The sequence below is a fragment of the Leuconostoc kimchii IMSNU 11154 genome, assembly GCF_000092505.1.
Classification (GTDB): Bacteria; Bacillota; Bacilli; order Lactobacillales; family Lactobacillaceae; genus Leuconostoc; species Leuconostoc kimchii.
The window spans coordinates 1,524,435-1,542,965 of sequence record NC_014136.1 but is presented as its reverse complement, the minus strand read 5'-3'; the positions used below and the strand labels follow the sequence as shown (position 1 = coordinate 1,542,965).

Below are 18,531 nucleotides of genomic sequence, written 5' to 3'. Positions count from 1 at the left end.
CATAAATAGCATTTTTCACTGGTATACTAATCATTATAAAATACAGCCTCGACTACATGTCGACTAGCTTCCCCATCGTCATACTGTATAAATTTAGTATTAAAGTCCAAAATTTTATCTGTATACTTACTAGGTATATTTTCAAAATTTTGCAAAGCAGATTCGAGTTCTTCTTGATTATAAACAAGTGGTCCCGGTGCATCGGCTTCAAAGTCAAAGGTTAACCCTCTTGATTGAGTATAAGTGTCATAATCATACACATAAAAAATCATTGGCTTCTTTAACAACGCATAATCAAACATAGTTGAAGAATAGTCCGTAATCATTAAATCAGACACGAGATAATAATCATCAATTGAAAATTCAGAGTTAGCTATTCGAATATTTTTAAGATTTGGCACATTAATCACATTAGTCCAGTAATGACCATGAATTACTAACAGCATATCATCTGGTAAAGACTGGCTTAATTGTTCGTAATTTAATTCTAAATCAACGTCCCCTCGTTTACGCCAAGTTGGTGCATACAAAGCTATTTTTTTATCAGATGGTAAATCCATTTTTGACTTTAAATCCGATAAATTAGACCCATTAGCTTTCATAAATAATGCATCATTACGTGGATAGCCAGAATTCAATACTTTTGCCTGGTGACGAAAAGCGTCTTGAGCAACGTCAGCAACGAAATCAGATGGTACAGTCAAGTAATCCCAGTTACGATTTTTTCTTAAATAGCGCTCATATCCAGCTGAAGACCATTCGTTTAATACATTAAATCCCATATTTTTTAGCGGGGTCCCATGCATTGTTTGCAATTCAATTTGGTCATCTCGCTTCACACGTTCCGTCTGTTCAAAATTGACATTGTTCACAAAATATTTGGCTCTCGCCAAATAGTACCAATATTCTTTTGTACCAAAAGATATAAACTTTACATTTGGCAACGTCATTTTTTTAAGTATATTTTTCATTACAACAATGTGCTCAAAATTCGAATAATGCTTTTGCAAATAATCATAGATGGCCCGTGGATTATCATTGAATTTGTCGCCCCACAAAGAGGAATAAACAATTGTCTTATTAAGCAGTGGTTGTCTAAGATATTCTTGATATTCGTTTTGCCAAAAATCAACTTTATCACTCATTTTTTTAAACTCTTCGCGATTGGTATTTTGGCGCACTACTAATTGCCTGTGCTCTTCACCATCATCTGCTGCAAATCGCCACTCTAGTTCATTAACTGCTATTGTCTCTCTTAATAATTCATGTATTGATTTACCCCAACGTAGAGGCATTGTAAATGACTTGCGATGTAAGAAGTGCATCGTGACTTCTGGATGTAACCACTGTTGATTATCATATTGACCAAATGATAGCGGCATCTGAACTTCCCATAACTGTCGTTCGCCGAATCCATGAGTAATTTTTTTAGCAGTATAACTGTTTGCCAATTCATCAGTGCCAAAAGTTAACTTTGCACCTATAGCAGTTCGCGTCCATCCCCCTAGCCAAAATCTAATTGTTGCTTTTTCATTAGCCACTGTTAATGACTTAATAATTGGATATTCCCAAGAAATTGCTAGTGTCGCCACATGATTTGATACATGAAAAATACTCATATTTGCACCCAGACTATGTGGCTCAGCGATTACTGGTTGTACCATACGGACAAATTCATAGGTACTTTCATCTAATAAATCATCACTAGTAACCATTTGCCACCAACGTTTGGCATCTCCCGTATCTTGACCTAGACGCTTTTTACTATTTTCTGATAAAGTATACTGACCATCAGCTTCTCTCAATATGATTTTTTCTTGTGAACCAGAGTCCCACAATGCAACCTGTTTTTTTGTATTATTAATGGTCCACACATAATTATTTTTATGATATACACTATTAACCACAACCGGTGCATCAGCAAAACGGTCTAATTTAAAACGCCAATCTGAAGAATAGTTAGGTAAAATAAAATCACCATCAAAGATGTACCCCTCAGGACGTGGCGCGTCTCCTGGTACTGGTTCAGTGATTATCGTGTTGAGCTCAAGACCATGAATAAACTGAGTCACTTTCACATATACAGATTCCTTTAAACGTTGTAGATCCGTAAAAGGTATTTCAATGCGATAATGACTGTATCGATACTCATGTGCCGGCTCCTCAACTTTTGTTTGTGTGTTATCAAAGCCGCTATAAGCAGTAATATCTGGATCTTCTGTAAAGGTAATGGATCCAGTAAAAGGCGCAATGTTTTGATCATCCTTATTTACAAATGACACTGTTGCGTCTTCAAAATCTGATTCCGTATGAACATTTAGATAACCATGGTACAGATGCCCCTCTAATACCAGTTTATCCCCCTCTCTAACTACAGAATAAAGTCGTGTTCGACTTTCAAAATCGGATAAGAATGTTGGTAATTCGAAATGAAATTCATCCTGATAAGTACTGTGTAGTTTTTTTGTTTTCTGATCAAACGTTATATGAAATTCTTTTTTTGCATACGTTTCAATGGCGCGCTGTACAATATCTTTTGGTTGTTGCAACCAAACTGTATATAATGCACGATACCAAAAGCGTGCCTGATTAAATTGCTGAGGCGTTAAAATGTCTAAGAAAGACTTGACGTTTTCATAGATAGCATCTTTATAAGATTGGTCTAAAGTTAGAAAATTATCATAAGTAAATGGTAATGTTAAATCAAAATCTAACATTTTATGTAACTGCTCATCTTGTGCGACTTGTGATGCTCGGTACGATTTCAAACTGCTTAAAATAATTTTCATGCCCTTGACGCGATCTGTAAAGTTCGTAATTTGCCCAGTTGCCTGTGTAATTGAAGGTGCACCAGCATCACGAGCCCGCCATAAATAAACCACATCATCTAAAATGTCAATTGTGCGTGCCAAACTATACATTGGTACGACTGTAGGCATATCTTCGTATAACATTTTTTCTGGAAAGTATAAACTAAATTTCACAACGAAATCTTTACGGTATAACTTATTCCAAGCTGTTGAATCCCAAACCATCTCAGGATGCTCCGCAAGTGTTGTTTTTTCATATGTGTCATGATAAGCCTTATTATGTACGTATGAAGTCCATTGCTTACCTGAGCTGTTAAACCGTCGAACTGCACCACCAATAAGATCAGAACCAGTTCGTGTAATAATATTAAGCATCTTTCTATAAGCAAAATCCGTCACAATATCATCAGGATCAACATATGTCACATACTCACCAACAGCTAAATTGGTGCCACGATTTCTCGCTGCACCCAAACCACCATTCTCAAACAAATAAAGTTCAAAAATATTCGGATATTGATCAACGTATGTTTGAGCAATAGTTGCCGTTTCGTCCTTTGAACCGTCATCGATCAAAATAACCTGTAACTCGTCACTAATCCCTTGACGTAATAAAGAATCTAAGGCCTCTTCCAAAAATAATGCCACATTATACATTGGTACAACGACACTTAATTTTGTAACTGCACGATTACTTTTATTAATTACTGTTACTGGTTTATCAAGATTTTTTGGTACATGAACAATTGGTTCGGTCATAAGTAAGAACTCCTATTTTAATTATGTATGTAAATAGGGGGTGAACATTTCGCCCACGCCCCCTTTTATCTTATTTAAACAAGGTCCGCAAAATGTGCGCGGAACTTTAAGTGTAGATGTGATCCGATTAGTAATGTGACTAATATAAACATCCAAAAAGCAATATTTTGAGATGGATGATCCCAGATCCACCCTGTACTCAAGAATGAATCACGAACGCCCGCAATGAGATAATAAAACGGATTTAACTCAATTAAGCGACCAATGCGACCATGAGTTGGTCCCAACTTACTGGCAATATCAATAACTGCCCCAGAAAACCAGAAAACAAAACGCATAATCGTTTGAATCAACTGTTGATAGTCAGGGAACATCACAGTTATTGTAGCGTTAAAAATACCCAATGCATGTAAAAAAGCTAACATAGCGATGAAATAATAAACAAACTGAAACGCATGTGCTGTCAGCTGAACACCAGATCCTACAGCAATCAAAACACCAACAGCAAGCGTCAAAACAAAGGGAATCACATTAATCCATGTTCTAACTGTTGGCATGATACTGATAGGAAAGTTCATTTTCGACACCTGGCGCACATTTGCTCTAATACTCCAAGTAGCATCCATAAATGATGTATTCAGGAATAACCAAGTTGCTTGTCCAATAACTAACCAACCCACATAAGAAACGCCATCAGTCGTCCCACCTTGACGCAAACCAATACCAAATACTAACCAGTATGTTGCGATCTGCATCACAGGGTTAATAAAATCCCATAAAATACCAAGTGAATGATCCTTATATTTGGCACGTGTCTCATAACGAGCCAAACGTAGAATGACGGGGAAGTATTTTATTTGCTCCCGTAGCACAATCCAAATTTCTTTCATTTTTTAATTACCGCCCCAAATACGTATACATATACACTGCATACGCGAAAATACCCGTACCTGCAAGCGCAAGTATCCAGTTCAATAAACTTAGCCGTCCACCTATTTCATTATCACGTACAATTTTTTTCTTCTCATTGTTGTCCAGATGACCATCCTCTGCAATACGCTCGGCTAATTGCGTTCGATTAAAATCATTTTGTGCTTGTTTACGCGCAGACACATAAGATTTCTTAACATCATCATCCAGTTGGTTATACCATTTGGTCCAGTCTTTATATTCTTGTAATATGGTAGCCGTGTCTCCATAAGCCCGTAATTCGCCATATTGAATCCACATTGTTTTGTCAGTAAATTCTTCAATCTGACCCAAAGCATGAGAAACAAAAAAGATCGTTTTACCCGCCGCTTTAAATTCTTTCATTTTGTTTAGTGCTTTACGGGTAAATGTCTGGTCACCCACAGATAATGCTTCGTCAATAATCATAATATCTGGGTCTTGATGCACAGCAATTGAAAAACCTAATTTTGAACGCATACCAGAAGAATAATTCTTAACTGGTTGTTTAATAAACTTTCCTAATTCAGAAAATTCCGCTATGTCATCAATTTGATCATCAATTTCTTTGTTAGACAGGCCCATCATAAGTGATTTTAACCGAATATTTTCCAACCCTGTTAGATTATCACGCAACCCATCCCAAACAGACAAGAGCGATGTTTGACCTTTTATCACTAAACGACCAGAGGTTTCAACTAAAGCGCCACTTAAAATATTTAATAATGTTGATTTACCGGATCCATTCACACCAATAACACCAACGACATCTCCTTCAAATACATCAAACGAGATACCCTTTAATCCCCAAAATTTTTCTTTATTAGATTTTAATGGATTTAAAATTGCTTGAATTTTTTCATTACGTGATGTACCCATGTCATATTCTTTTGTAATATAACGTCCAGTAACTTTAATAGGTGCATCAGACACATTTTTATTACCCGGTAAATCAATCTGCTTGGCAATTGCTACCGGCAAAAATGGTTCGTTTAACCCACGTGGATCATCAGGGGTATAAACAGTTTTTTTGTTATCTTCAGCCATGTCTTTCCTCCGACAAAATATCAATGTGTGAAAAAGTCACAATACTATATTATAACCTATTTATAGGCCATTAGTCGAACCACGCTAAAATCATAAAGAAAACGGCACATCAATAAATCAGTGCCGTTCACCTATCAACCATCATATTCATCTGACCACAAGACAATCTGATCTGTCGCTAATGATTCAGGGACGTTAATAATGCGTTGATTGGACGACCCTCTAAATCTCAACTTCAGATCCATCAATGCTTGAACAAAACGACCATCAACTAAAACATCAATTTCTTTTAATAATGCTTGTTTGTCCTCTGTTTCATGGATTAATTCTCCCCATGTATAGCCTGTCCAAGACCAAATATCTTTTGTATGACCAAATTCGGCGCGAATGCGTCTTGTTAACTTCAATGCGACTGCTGTATTTAAAAACGGTTCACCACCCAGCAATGTCAATCCTTGTACATAAGACTGGCTCAAATCAGCAATAATTTGATCTTCCAATTCTTGCGTGTATTCAGAACCATAATGGAAATTTTGAGCCACGACATTATAACAACCGGGGCATAAAAATTTACAACCTGAAAGATAAATCGAACAGCGTACACCAGGACCGTCAACCATAATAAAGGGTTTATAATCGGCAACATAGTTCTGCGACAAGGCTTCTGATCGCCATTCTTGATGTTCAGGAACTGTTATGCCATTAGCTAGTTTTTTTGACATGTGTTGTATTAACCTCCGTTTGTGACATGTTTTTCACACGTGATGTAATTTCAACGTGACGACCGTGAATCATCGGACGAGCTTGAGGATTTCCCAAATAACCACACGTTCTTTTAACGACATCACAAGTTTGTGGATCATGGTTACCACATTCAGGGCAACAAAAGCCACGCGCTGTTGGTTTAAAATCACCTTCAAAACCGCACTTAAAGCATTTATCAATTGGTGTGTTCGTGCCTAAATAGCCCACATGATCATAAGCAAAATCCCACACAGCTTCTAACGCTGCTGGATTTTGACGTAAGTTAGGATATTCACAATAATGAATAAATCCACCACTCGCATATTTCGGATACGCTTCCTCAAATAATAGTTTTTCAAAAGGGTTGGGATGCTTACGAACATCATAATGAAACGAATTTGTATAATAATCTTTATCTGTAATGTCAGTAATTGCGCCAAAACGTGCTTTATCTAATTCACAAAAACGATCAGTCAAAGACTCTGCAGGCGTTGAATAAACTGAATAATGATAGCCATCTTCAGCCTCCCATGACTGGCACGCTTCATTCAGGCGGCGCACGATTTCAACAGTAAAGTCATGAGCAGTTTGATTGTTTTCCCACTTTGATCCAAAAAAGTACGTCCCAACTTCATATAACCCAATGTATCCTAATGACAATGTTGCTCGACCATTTTTGAATAAATCATCTACTTGTCCACCATCTGGTAATTGATGACCAAATGCACCGTTTTTATATAAGATTGGTGCATTTTCTGGCACCGCTTCCTTTGTACGAGCGAGTTTAAATTTCAATGCTTTTTTAGCTAAAGCTAATCGATCTGCCAAAATTTTCCAAATAGTGTCATATCACCATGTGATTGTAAAGCAATACGCGGTATATTTAAAGTTACAACACCAAGGTTCATGCGACCTTCATTCACCTCTTTACCATCTGCATCATGCCAGCCTTGAAGAAAAGACCGGCAACCCATTGGCGCTTTGAAAGACCCCGTCAAATCAATTATTTGTTCATAATTTAAAACATCAGGATACATACGTTTTGAGGCACATTCAATAGCTAATTTTTTAAGATCATAATTGGGATCCTCAGAATTCATATTCACACCACGTTTCAATGAAAATACTAACTTAGGAAAGATTGCTGTTCGGTGGTCTGGCCCAATACCCTCAATTCGAATCTTAAAAATGGCACGTTGAATCTCACGCGCAAACCAAGTGGTTCCTAGTCCAAATCCTAAAGTGGTAAACGGTGTTTGCCCTTGTGCTGAAGCTAATGTATTAATTTCATACTCTAGCGCTTGCATCGCATCATAGATATCTTTTTTAGTACATGCTGTAGCATATGCAACACGCTTATCAGTTACCACATAAGCTTCTGCAGCTTTAAGGTGTTTCTGATAGTTCATTTCCGCGTAAGGTGCTAGTAGTTCATCTGCACGATTAATTGACGTGCCACCATACTGAGAAGAGGCCACATTGGCTATAATCTGGGCCATCTGCGCAGTAGCAGTGCCGATTGATTTAGGCGTTTCAACTTGCGCATTACCCATGGTATAACCTGATTTAAACATATAGTCAAAATCAACTAAACAGCAATTCGTCATTGGTCCAAGTGGCGTATAATCCAGATCATGCCAATGTAAGTCACCACGTAAATGTGCCTTGGCGACTGTTTCAGGCATCATGGTTAGTCCTTTTGACTTACCAATCATACCCGCAGTCAGATCACGAAAAGTATTAAACACCTGTGAATCTTTATTGGCGTTCTCATGCATCGTCTTATCATCTTGATTCACCAATGAATTCAATTTATTTTCTGGATTAATTGCTTGTAACCATGCTTTTTCATTCTGATCATGAATTGCTTGATAGGCATTTGCTGCCTGTGGCAAATCAGATTTAAGCCGAGACAAAATAACTTGAAAAATAATTGTCGTTGTTAAGTCTGTTGTGCTCGCTTTAGCCACGATTTCTGACATAATATCTTGCTGAAGCGTTTTTGTAACAGATAGCGTATCAAGCACCAATCTAATTTTATAAGATTGAAACTGAACCACCTCACCCGAACGTTTCATAACTTTTTTCAATGTATTGTCTGTATTCATATCATAACTACCCCCACTTTTCTAATCAATCATCGTGTTGCCATAACCTAAGTTTGTGGCAATAATCGTTTGACCGCATTTCAAATTATGCGCGCTATATACATTAGAGTCAAACACTTGTTCTATGTATAAATAGCCACCGAAGTCTTTTGCTAGGTGAGACAAATATAGTATCTTAAGTCATGATAGCTACTATTATTCGAGATCATAATATCAGTATTTATTCATTATTTTTTGTAAGTAAACGTTTAACTACTCACTTAGTCGCACTTTTATTCATGCTCACTTTTGCATAAGCATAAATGTAACAATCTCTTTACAGTTTTTAGTTTATGAGTCTCCTAAACTAAATAACCGAACATTAAAAAAGCATGCGCCAAGCGCATGCTCAATAATACAAACAATATATATTAAATGAAGATAAGGGCGTTACCCTTCACCTTGAATCAGCTGTGAACCCAATTCATAGTTATGTGAATAATCAACTGGAATATCAACCACAACGGGTCCTTGCGTTGCAAAGGCTTCATCCAAGACTGCATTAAGTTCATCAGGTGTATTGACACGCAGACCCTTAGCGCCAAAACTCTCCGCATATTTCACAAGGTCAACATTACCAAAGTCAACACCTGCAGAAGCACCATTATACTTCATTTCCTCTTGGAACTTAACCATATCATAGTGCGCATTATCATTCCAAACAATGTGAACCGTATTCAAATGCAAGCGAACAGCCGTTTCCAATTCCATGGCTGAGAAGAAGAAACCGCCATCTCCTGAAACAGACACTGATTTCGCATTTGGACGCACCATAGCTGCAGTTAATGACCATGGCAAACCAACACCAAGAGTTTGCATACCATTGGATATCAAGAAGTGACGCGCAACATACGACTTAAAGTGGCGAGCCATCCAAATATAATGTGACCCAATATCTGTTGAAACCGTCATATCATCAGTCACATGTGCTTGGATCGCCTTAATAATGTGCAAAGGATGACTCAAATTTCCCTCTGCTGGCGTGTAGGTTGGTTCATCTGATGCACGCAAATCTGCTTTTAATTCATGCAATATTTTTTGACTATCATCTGGTATACGATAGCCAATGATACGACCAGTCAATAAATCAAGACTTTGTGCTAAATCACCTACTAATTGACGTTTTGGCACAAAGTTATTATCAATTTGTACAGGTGCCGTATCTAACGACACAATATTCAAAGTATTTTCTTTGTTCCAGTTACGTGGTTCATACTCAATGGCATCATAACCCAGTGTAATCACCAAGTCTGATTGTTGCAGTAATTTATCACCCGTTTGGTTACGGAACAAGCCCACACGACCGAAGTAAGTCGTTGGTTCTAATTCACGTGAGATCACACCAGCACCTTGGAAAGTTTCGACAACTGGTAAGGATACTTGTTTAAGCAAGTTATGCAAAGCAACAACAGATTGATCATCTGAAGCACGCGCACCAACCAACAAAACAGGGAGTTTAGCTTGCTTAATTTGCTCAGCTAACCAATCTAAGTCAGCTAACGAAGCAGCACCTTGTTGTGCCTTTGGCACTTGTGGTAAGGCTTCAATTGTTACAGGTGCATCATCGACATCTTGAGGTAATGAGACAAATGAGGCGCCTTTTTTTGCACCATTAGCCGCTGCAAACGCATTTGCCAAAATTTCTGAAATATTATTAGGATCTTGTATTTCTGAACTAAAGTTTGTAATCGGTGTAAATAATGCAACCGAATTAGTTGATTGGTGCGTTAAACGATACAGGTCTTTACGAGGTACTTGACCACCGATTGCAACAACCGAATCACTTTCAGCATTTGCCGTCATTAATCCAGTCACAAGATTGCCGACACCAGGACCAGAAGTCGCAATAACGACACCAGTTTTACCCGTGATACGCGCAAAAGCCTGTGCCATAAAAGCCGCATTTTGCTCATGACGTGCCACGATAAGTTGCGGCACTTTTTGGCCTGCACTAGGATGTTCTAACGTTTCAAATAAACGATCAATTTTTGCACCGGGAATACCAAAAACCAAATCAACACCGTGGTTGACTAAACTATCTGTGACAATATCTGCACCATACTTTTGTTCTGACATAATTACATTAAGAGCCTGCGTTCCGTGTCTTCATTGAAATGACAACATCGTGTTACAAAACAAGATCGCGTTGCGTCGCTCATTTCCTCCATACTTTATTCAATAACCATATCATAGCACTTTTTATCTCTGGAATGCCAATCAAACATTGTGAAGTTTGTATCTATATCAGGCTATAATGTTTCACAAGCTGTTTATTATCATACCCTAATCAAAAAAATTCTCACGGTATAACGCTACCACGAGAATTTTTTGATATCCTAGATTGTTTATACTTAATCACTAAATTCAAAAACAAAATCCGAATCATTGATACGTACGTCATCGCCATCTTTAGCGCCTGCTTGACGTAATGCATCATCAACACCCATATGGCGCAATTGGCGACCAAAGCGCATAATTGTAGCATCTCGTTGAATATTTGTCATTAAGAACAATTTTTCAACTTCTGCACCACCAACAATCCACTGCTCACTTTCTTCAGACCACTCGACTGTAAAGTCATGTTTTTCAGGTTTGAAGTCATAATTTTTGGTGTTTCCAACGGTTTCTGCCACGGGTCGGTAACTCTCCGGTGCTGGTGCATCTGCTAACATATCGGCTGTTAACCGCATTAAGTTTTGCACCCCATCTCGTGTTAATGCAGAAATAGGAACAATCGTTGGTTGACTTGATAAACCAGAATCTGCTGCGACTGCTTCACGGAATTTAACTAAATTCTCTGGTGAATCAGGCATATCCATTTTTGTTGGTACAACAATTTGTGGTCGATCCAAAATTGTTTCATCATATTGTTGTAGTTCATCCAAAATCTTACGATATTGCGTATAAGGGTCAGTGCCTTCAATTCCCGACATATCAACTAAGTGCAACACAAGCTTAGTACGTTCAACGTGACGTAAAAATTGAAATCCTAACCCAATACCTTGTGAGGCACCCTCAATTAGACCAGGTAAATCAGCCATCACAAAATCACGTTCGTCATCCAACCGAACCATCCCAATATTGGGTGACAACGTTGTAAAATGATAAGCAGCGACTTTTGGTTTAGCATTAGACACAACTGATAACAAAGTTGATTTACCTGCTGATGGGAATCCCACCAGACCAACATCTGCCAAAACTTTTAACTCTAATTTCAAATTACGGATGACACCAGGTTCACCATTTTCCGATAATTCTGGTGCTGGATTGGCAGGTGTAGCAAAACGAATGTTACCACGACCGCCACGACCACCCTTAGCTACAACTAATTCTTGACCATTCTCAAGCAAATCACCTAAAATTTCGCCTGTTTCGGTATCTGTAACAGTTGTTCCTTGAGGTACTTTAATATAACGATCTTTTGACGAAGCACCAGTCATTCCCTTGGTACCACCATTACCACCTGGTTGTGCCTTAAAATGACGATTGTAACGAAAGTCCATCAACGTTCTAAGACCCTCGTCAACTTTAAAAATAATCGAGCCACCATGGCCACCGTCACCACCAAATGGACCGCCCATTGCCTCAAATTTTTCATGTCTAAATGAGACGATGCCATCGCCCCCTTTTCCGGCTTTTACTTCAATTTCAGCTTGATCTACGAATGCCATAGTCCTTGTACATAACGGTTTGTATACTGTCAACTAGTCATAGACTGGCGCTAAGCGTACAATAGCTGTACCCTAAATCACTCTATGCATACAGTAAAACAATCCAATATGCGTTTTCTCCTTGTCTGCTCACACAGGTGAGCTTGCGATGATTAATACTTTAGTTTAACATACTATACGATATCTTGCGAGTTATGCTGCTAATCACCAGCTTTTAAACTCATATGAATCACACGTGCTAATTTTTCATTGACACCAATGGCCTGCAGTTCTGTAATAGATGCCGCCGCAATTTTAGGCAGTGACCCAAATTCTCGTAATAACTTTTGTCGCGTCTTTGGACCGACACCATCAATCATATCTAAACGTGATGCTAACGAATTTTTACTACGCAACTGTCGATGAAAATTAATGGCAAACCGATGCACTTCTTCTTGCACACGTTGAATCAAAAAGAAGCCTTCTGATTGTTTATTTAAAACAACCACGTCACCTGTTTTACCATCAATTAAATCGGCAGTTTTATGTTTATCATTTTTGACCATGGCGGCAATCGGGACATGCGTTAATCCTAATTCATCCACCAATACTTCTTTGGCAGCATGTAACTGAATTTCGCCACCATCCATTAATATCAAATCCGGCATGTCACCGCCCTCTTTTAAAATACGTGAATAACGTCGCCGAATCACTTCTTGTGTTTCTGACCATTCATCTGCATGAGTCACCGATTTGATTTTATATTTACGATACAAATCTTTATTTGGCACACCGTCATCAAAGACTACCATGGCACTAACGATTTCAACCCCCTGTGTGTGTGAATGGTCAAAAGCTTCAATCCGATGACCCATTGGAATATTCAAGGCTGCCGTAATTTCTCGCATGGCACCCGTGGTCTTCTTTTCATTCAACTGCATCAGTCTAAATTTTTCTTCTAAAGCAATTTGCGCGTTTTTTTTAGCTAAATCTAGCAAATCACGCTTTTCGCCCCGAATAGGTATACGCACTGGCACTGCAAGAATTTCTGATAATGCCTTAGTGTTAATACCGTGTGGGACAAGTACTTCATTAGGTTTTTGAATATTGCGTTGTGAATAGAACTGTTGAATAAAATTAATCACTTCTTCATCTTCTGAACCAACCACTGAAAATGTTTGTTTGAACTGTCGAATAAGACGTGCTTGTCTCAAAAAGAACACTTCAACCGTCATCCAACCTTTATCTAAATAGTAATTAAACAAATCTCTAGGTGTTGTATCTTTAGATAACACACGTTGACTTTCAACTGTTTCATCAATATATTTCAACTGATCTCTTAAATCAGCGGCACGTTCAAACTCCAATGTCGCTGCTGCTGCTTGCATTTTTTCAGCAATTGCTTTCTTTACAGAGGCTGTGTTGCCATCTAAGAAGTGCTTAATACGGCTAATCTGTTCTTCATATTCTTCCACAGAAACATCTTGCCAACAAGGACCCAAGCACTGCCCCATATTGTAATAGAGACATGGCCGACCTTGATACCCATTACAACGTCGTAGTGGGTAATTTTTTTCTAAAAAGCGTAAAGTTTCTTGCGCAGCATAAACGTTTGGATATGGCCCAAAATAAAAACCGCCATCTTTTTTGACTTCATTAACCAAAGCCATTTTAGGGTTGCGCTCCTTGGTAATCTTGATATAAGGATACCCAGTGCCATACTTCAAACGAATATTGTAATAGGGCTTGTATTTTTTAATTAATTCATTTTCTAACAAAAAGGCTTCTTTATCAGAATTGGTCACAATGAAATCAAAATCAACAATATTCCCTACTAGTTCCGCTGTCTTACCATCATGATCTTGTTTAAAATAAGAACGTACACGATTTTTTAAATTTTTGGCTTTCCCAACATAAATAATTTTACCGTTTTTGTCTTTCATTTGATATGACCCGGGTTCTGCAGGCAGCAACGCGAGTTTTTGTTCAATGTGTTTTGAAGGATTTGCTAACATAATTCTATTATACCAAGCCATGCAAATATTTTGTTCTAAAATAAAAACACGCGTTCGCGTGTCGTTATCTTACTACTATTGGTGCTTCAAAGCAGCACCAATAAACTCACGATATAAGCCTTCTGGTCGCTCTGGGCGAGACAAGAATTCTGGATGGTACTGTGCAGCAACAAAGAAATCATTTTTTGGATATTCAATCACTTCCATCAAACGATTATCTGGTGATGTGGCTGAAAATACCATACCAGCTGCTTCGAATTCTGCACGATAAGCTGTGTTAAATTCATAACGATGACGATGACGTTGTTGAATCTCTGCCACATTATCGTAAGCCTTAGCCGTTACTGTATTGGGTGTTAGTACTGCTGGATAAAGACCCAAACGTAACGTACCACCAAGATTTTCAACGTTTGCTTGATCTTTCATCAAATCAATGATCGGTGCTGACGTCTCAGGGTTTAATTCAGTTGAATTGGCGTCTGAATAACCCAAAACGTGACGCGCAAATTCCACTGAAGCTAATTGCATCCCCAAGCATACCCCTAAGAATGGTGTATTCGTTTCACGAGCATAACGAATAGCTTCAATTTTACCCTCGGTACCACGTTCACCAAAACCACCAGGAACCATAATACCATCTGAACCAGCAAGTAGTGCCGCTACATTTTCTGCTGTGACTGTTTCAGATTTAATATGCTTAATGATAACATCTGCTTCTTGGGCATAACCAGCATGTTTAAGCGCCTCATTAACGGAAATATAAGCATCCGGTAAGTCTGTATACTTACCAACCAAAGTGATATTAACTGTCTTTTTAGGATGCTTAATCTGATCAACCATTGTCGACCAATCAGCCATATCAGCCTTTGGTGCATCAATGTTTAATTTATTTAATACGACATCATCCATGCCTTGTTTTTGCAAATTCAATGGAATATCATATAACGTTTCAACATCCCGAGACTCGATTACGGCTTGAGCATCGACATCTGTAAATGTCGAAATCTTCTTAATCAAGCTTTCTTCTAACGGCGCTGATGTACGCAAAACGATCATATCTGGTTGAATACCAAGTGAACGTAATTGTGCAACAGAATGTTGTGTTGGTTTCGTCTTTGCTTCACCAGCCGCTGTCAAGTACACAATCAAACTAGTATGAATGTAGAAAACATTATCACTACCAAGATCTGATTTCATTTGACGCAATGCTTCAATAAACGGCAAACTTTCAATATCACCAACAGTGCCACCAACTTCAACAATGACAACATCAGCATCTGTTGATTCCGCTGCCTTCTTCATTTTGTCTTTAATCGCATCAGTAATATGTGGGATAACTTGTACCGTTCCACCATTGTAATCACCTCGACGCTCTTTAGCAAGTACTTCAGAATAGATACGTCCTGTTGTCACATTAGAATACATATTTGTATTAATGTCCATGAAGCGCTCATAATGCCCCATATCCAAATCAGTTTCAAGCCCATCACCAGTAACAAACGTTTCACCGTGTTGGTATGGTGACATTGTTCCTGGATCAATATTGATATAAGGATCTAACTTTTGAATGGCAAGCTTTAAGCCGCGATTTTTCAATAAACGGCCTAACGATGCTGCCACAATACCTTTCCCCAAGGATGACACGACGCCACCGGTAACGAAAATATATTTGACTTGCTTATCTGACATAATGCCTCCTTATGATTCAGCGCAGCCGCGCTCGCAAAGTTTTAGGGGAAAATAAAATAGAAAAGCTCCCAAGATGAACTTGGGAGCTTCTAACGTCTGTCCCATGAAATGGGAGCCCTAATATATAATACAGAGTTAACTTATTTTTGTCAAATATTTATACACAATTTTAACAGATTACTAGTTGCTTACTTCGTTACGCGTTTGAAAACAGTCACACTTTCCACATGTGTTGTTTGTGGAAACTGATCAAGCGGCTGAACTGCCCCATCAATTTCAAACCCTTCTGCCAAAATTTGAACAGCATCACGTGCTAATGTTGCTGGGTTACAACTAATATAAACAAATGTTTCTGGTTTCATAGCACTAACAGCTGAAATCAATTCAGATGTTAATCCCTTACGTGGTGGATCAACGAACACAACATTTGGTTTTAGGCCATCTTCGGCCCATTTAACCATCTGCTCTGGCGCATCAGCTGTTACAAATTCAACGTTATCAATATGATTGTTTTTGGCATTCTTTTCAGCGTCTTCAACTGCATTTTCAACAACTTCAACACCATAAATTTTCTTAACTTTATCAGCAATTGATAATGTAATTGTACCAATACCAGAATACGCATCAACAACTGTGTCTGTCTTTTTTAGACCAGCTTTTTCAGCAGCTAACGTATACAATGTTGCTGTCGTTTGTGGGTTAACTTGATAAAACGAGTTGGGACCAATCACAAAATCTTTGCCCATGAGTTGATCATGGATTTCATCTTCACCCCAAACAGTTTCATTCCATTGCCCCATGATCACATTCGTGTCATGATTATTAATATTGTGGATAAAGCTCTTCAATTCAGGTAGTTTTGCCTGCAACCTTGTCGCAATTTCCTGCTCTTCTGGCAACTTTTTTGTGTTTGTTATAATGACAACCATCAATTCATGTGAATAATAACCTCTGCGTGCCATAATATGGCGCACAACACCTTTGTTTGTCTCTTCATCATAAGCCGAAAGACCTAAATCACGCAAAATATCACGCGTCACTGTCACTGCTTCATCAACTTTAGGATCTTGAATATAAAAATCTTCAACAGGTACCAATTTATGTGAGCCACGACGATAAAATCCAGTTTCTAATCTGCCATTGATCAATTGAACTGGCACTTGCGCCTTGTTACGGTATTTAGTTGGATCGGCCATACCAATTGTTGGTTTAACTTCAACTGGCACATTAACCTTTTTAAACATTTGTTCGATTTGATGTTGTTTAAATGCTAGCTGTGCGTCATATTTAAGATTTGCTAATGGTGCAATTCCTGTTGTGATTGCAACTTTATCCACATGCTCGGCACGATTTGAAGATTCTTGAATACGTGACACAACACGCCCAAATGCATAATTTTTAAGCACTTTGGTTATGCCAACTTTAATCACTTCACCAGGAATGGCGTCAATGACAAAAATAGGAAAATTATCAATTTTGACAACTCCCATACCTTGATAAGTGATGTCAATGACTTCACCTTCGATTTCTTGGTTCTTTGTTACTGGAACTGCTGTTTTGTAAACACGATTAGCTTTTGCCATGATGTTTTAGTGTCGAAGAATTTGATAAAATTCTTCGACACTTCTCCTTTTCTTGGGTTTTTCGACACCCACTGTCAACTTTATTTAACGTCGAGTTTTTCGACGTCGGCCATAAACTTTTGTTTCGTTTGATCAGAAATTGTTGCTGCTTCTGGCATACCAGAACGGTTAGCAACAAATTCAATATGTTGCTGCAAATCTGTAAATAACATTGGCGCATCACCGCCATATTCACCATCCAAATTAACTTTTAACTGGTCATCATCTAATGGCGTAATTTCAACTTTATTGGTTTTTTTGTAGATCATACGTGCGTTATCAATGTGCTTACCACCATTTAACATTTGAGCCACTATCTGTAAAATTTGAGCTAAGTTAGATTCCTTAACAATTAATAATGTGAACTTGCCATCGTCCAATTTAGCATCAGGCACAATTGATTCAAATCCACCAACTGAATTCGTTAAAGCTAAAAAGATCATTGAAATTTTTCCAGAATATTCACCATCATCATAAGTTACCTTAGCATTAACCGGCTTGATCCGTGTAATTAATTCTGCACCCTTAACAAGATATGCCAAATAACCGTATAATGACTTCATCAATGACGGGACAGCATATGTCACTTCACTAATCGTACCAAGTGCCGCAATGTTCATAAAGTATTTAGTATCACCTGACTGATCTATTTTACCAATGTCCATTTTGATTGTTTCATGTTGAAAAATGATTTTAGCTGATTCTAAAGGCTCATCACGTGGTAATTTTAAAGCACGTGCATAATCGTTAGTTGTACCAGCTGGAATAACCGCCATCATTGGCCGCTTTGATAGTGGTGCTAGTCCATTAACGACTTCATTAATCGTCCCGTCACCACCAGCCGCAACAATTAAATCAAATCCTGCTTCCGCTGCACGTTTAGCCTCTTTAGCTGCTGACATTGGCTCAGGTGTCGTCGCAAAAGCTGATGTTTCATAACCCGCTTGCTCATACACACGTAAAATATCCAACATTTCACGCTTAATGGCCTCACGACCCGATGTCGGATTGTATATAATTCGTGCTCTCATGTTAAAGTGTGTCGTAATAATAGCTTAAAAACAATTATTACAAAGCACGTTGCCGTGCCACACGATCCT

The 18,531-nt window shown here is 38.3% G+C and carries 10 protein-coding genes and 1 pseudogene; all 11 read right to left on the bottom strand.

Annotated features, from left to right (window positions below; translation table 11 throughout):
• Positions 1–26 precede the first annotated feature (26 nt).
• The 11 genes and pseudogenes from LKI_RS08340 to LKI_RS08290 all read right to left on the bottom strand — a co-directional run bounded on the left by LKI_RS08340 (position 27) and on the right by LKI_RS08290 (position 18,462).
• Positions 27–3,569, bottom strand: coding sequence for a bifunctional glycosyltransferase/CDP-glycerol:glycerophosphate glycerophosphotransferase (locus LKI_RS08340; RefSeq protein ID WP_013103702.1), 3,543 nt, complete (start codon positions 3,567–3,569; stop codon positions 27–29).
• Between the two features lie 74 nt (positions 3,570–3,643).
• Positions 3,644–4,459: an ABC transporter permease gene (locus LKI_RS08335; protein ID WP_013103701.1), complete on the bottom strand. Its 816-nt coding sequence runs from the start codon at positions 4,457–4,459 to the stop codon at positions 3,644–3,646.
• Between the two features lie 7 nt (positions 4,460–4,466).
• On the bottom strand, positions 4,467–5,564 hold the full coding sequence (locus LKI_RS08330) for an ABC transporter ATP-binding protein (protein WP_013103700.1): 1,098 nt from the start codon (positions 5,562–5,564) through the stop codon (positions 4,467–4,469).
• Between the two features lie 134 nt (positions 5,565–5,698).
• On the bottom strand, positions 5,699–6,286 hold the full coding sequence (nrdG, locus tag LKI_RS08325) for an anaerobic ribonucleoside-triphosphate reductase activating protein (protein ID WP_013103699.1): 588 nt from the start codon (positions 6,284–6,286) through the stop codon (positions 5,699–5,701).
• A pseudogene (nrdD, locus tag LKI_RS08320) lies at positions 6,267–8,416 on the bottom strand (anaerobic ribonucleoside-triphosphate reductase). Before nrdD ends, nrdG begins: the two are co-directional and overlap by 20 nt.
• Before the next feature lie 429 nt (positions 8,417–8,845).
• Positions 8,846–10,531 carry an acetolactate synthase AlsS gene (gene alsS, locus LKI_RS08315; protein ID WP_013103696.1) on the bottom strand — a complete coding sequence of 562 codons (1,686 nt, stop codon included), beginning with the start codon at positions 10,529–10,531 and terminating at the stop codon, positions 8,846–8,848.
• A gap of 275 nt (positions 10,532–10,806) precedes the next feature.
• Positions 10,807–12,126 (bottom strand): GTPase ObgE, encoded by a 1,320-nt coding sequence (obgE, locus tag LKI_RS08310; protein WP_013103695.1) that lies wholly within the window; start codon positions 12,124–12,126, stop codon positions 10,807–10,809.
• 200 nt (positions 12,127–12,326) lie between these two features.
• Positions 12,327–14,120, bottom strand: coding sequence for an excinuclease ABC subunit UvrC (gene uvrC, locus LKI_RS08305; RefSeq protein ID WP_041762774.1), 1,794 nt, complete (start codon positions 14,118–14,120; stop codon positions 12,327–12,329).
• A gap of 75 nt (positions 14,121–14,195) precedes the next feature.
• Positions 14,196–15,809 carry a CTP synthase gene (locus LKI_RS08300; RefSeq protein WP_013103693.1) on the bottom strand — a complete coding sequence of 538 codons (1,614 nt, stop codon included), beginning with the start codon at positions 15,807–15,809 and terminating at the stop codon, positions 14,196–14,198.
• 188 nt (positions 15,810–15,997) lie between these two features.
• Complete coding sequence (gene rlmD, locus LKI_RS08295; protein WP_013103692.1) at positions 15,998–17,392, bottom strand: 23S rRNA (uracil(1939)-C(5))-methyltransferase RlmD; 1,395 nt, start codon at positions 17,390–17,392, stop codon at positions 15,998–16,000.
• An 80-nt stretch (positions 17,393–17,472) separates the two neighbouring features.
• Complete coding sequence (locus tag LKI_RS08290; RefSeq protein WP_013103691.1) at positions 17,473–18,462, bottom strand: diacylglycerol kinase family lipid kinase; 990 nt, start codon at positions 18,460–18,462, stop codon at positions 17,473–17,475.
• Between the last annotated feature and the right edge of the window lie 69 nt (positions 18,463–18,531).

Coding starts and splice junctions, on each gene's coding strand:
- LKI_RS08330 (WP_013103700.1), bottom strand. CDS start 5,564: ATGGCTGAAGATAACAAAAAAACTGTTTATACCCCTGATGATCCACGT.
- LKI_RS08340 (WP_013103702.1), bottom strand. CDS start 3,569: ATGACCGAACCAATTGTTCATGTACCAAAAAATCTTGATAAACCAGTA.
- obgE (WP_013103695.1), bottom strand. CDS start 12,126: ATGGCATTCGTAGATCAAGCTGAAATTGAAGTAAAAGCCGGAAAAGGG.
- rlmD (WP_013103692.1), bottom strand. CDS start 17,392: ATGGCAAAAGCTAATCGTGTTTACAAAACAGCAGTTCCAGTAACAAAG.
- alsS (WP_013103696.1), bottom strand. CDS start 10,531: ATGTCAGAACAAAAGTATGGTGCAGATATTGTCACAGATAGTTTAGTC.
- LKI_RS08290 (WP_013103691.1), bottom strand. CDS start 18,462: ATGAGAGCACGAATTATATACAATCCGACATCGGGTCGTGAGGCCATT.
- LKI_RS08300 (WP_013103693.1), bottom strand. CDS start 15,809: ATGTCAGATAAGCAAGTCAAATATATTTTCGTTACCGGTGGCGTCGTG.
- nrdG (WP_013103699.1), bottom strand. CDS start 6,286: ATGTCAAAAAAACTAGCTAATGGCATAACAGTTCCTGAACATCAAGAA.
- LKI_RS08335 (WP_013103701.1), bottom strand. CDS start 4,459: ATGAAAGAAATTTGGATTGTGCTACGGGAGCAAATAAAATACTTCCCC.
- uvrC (WP_041762774.1), bottom strand. CDS start 14,120: ATGTTAGCAAATCCTTCAAAACACATTGAACAAAAACTCGCGTTGCTG.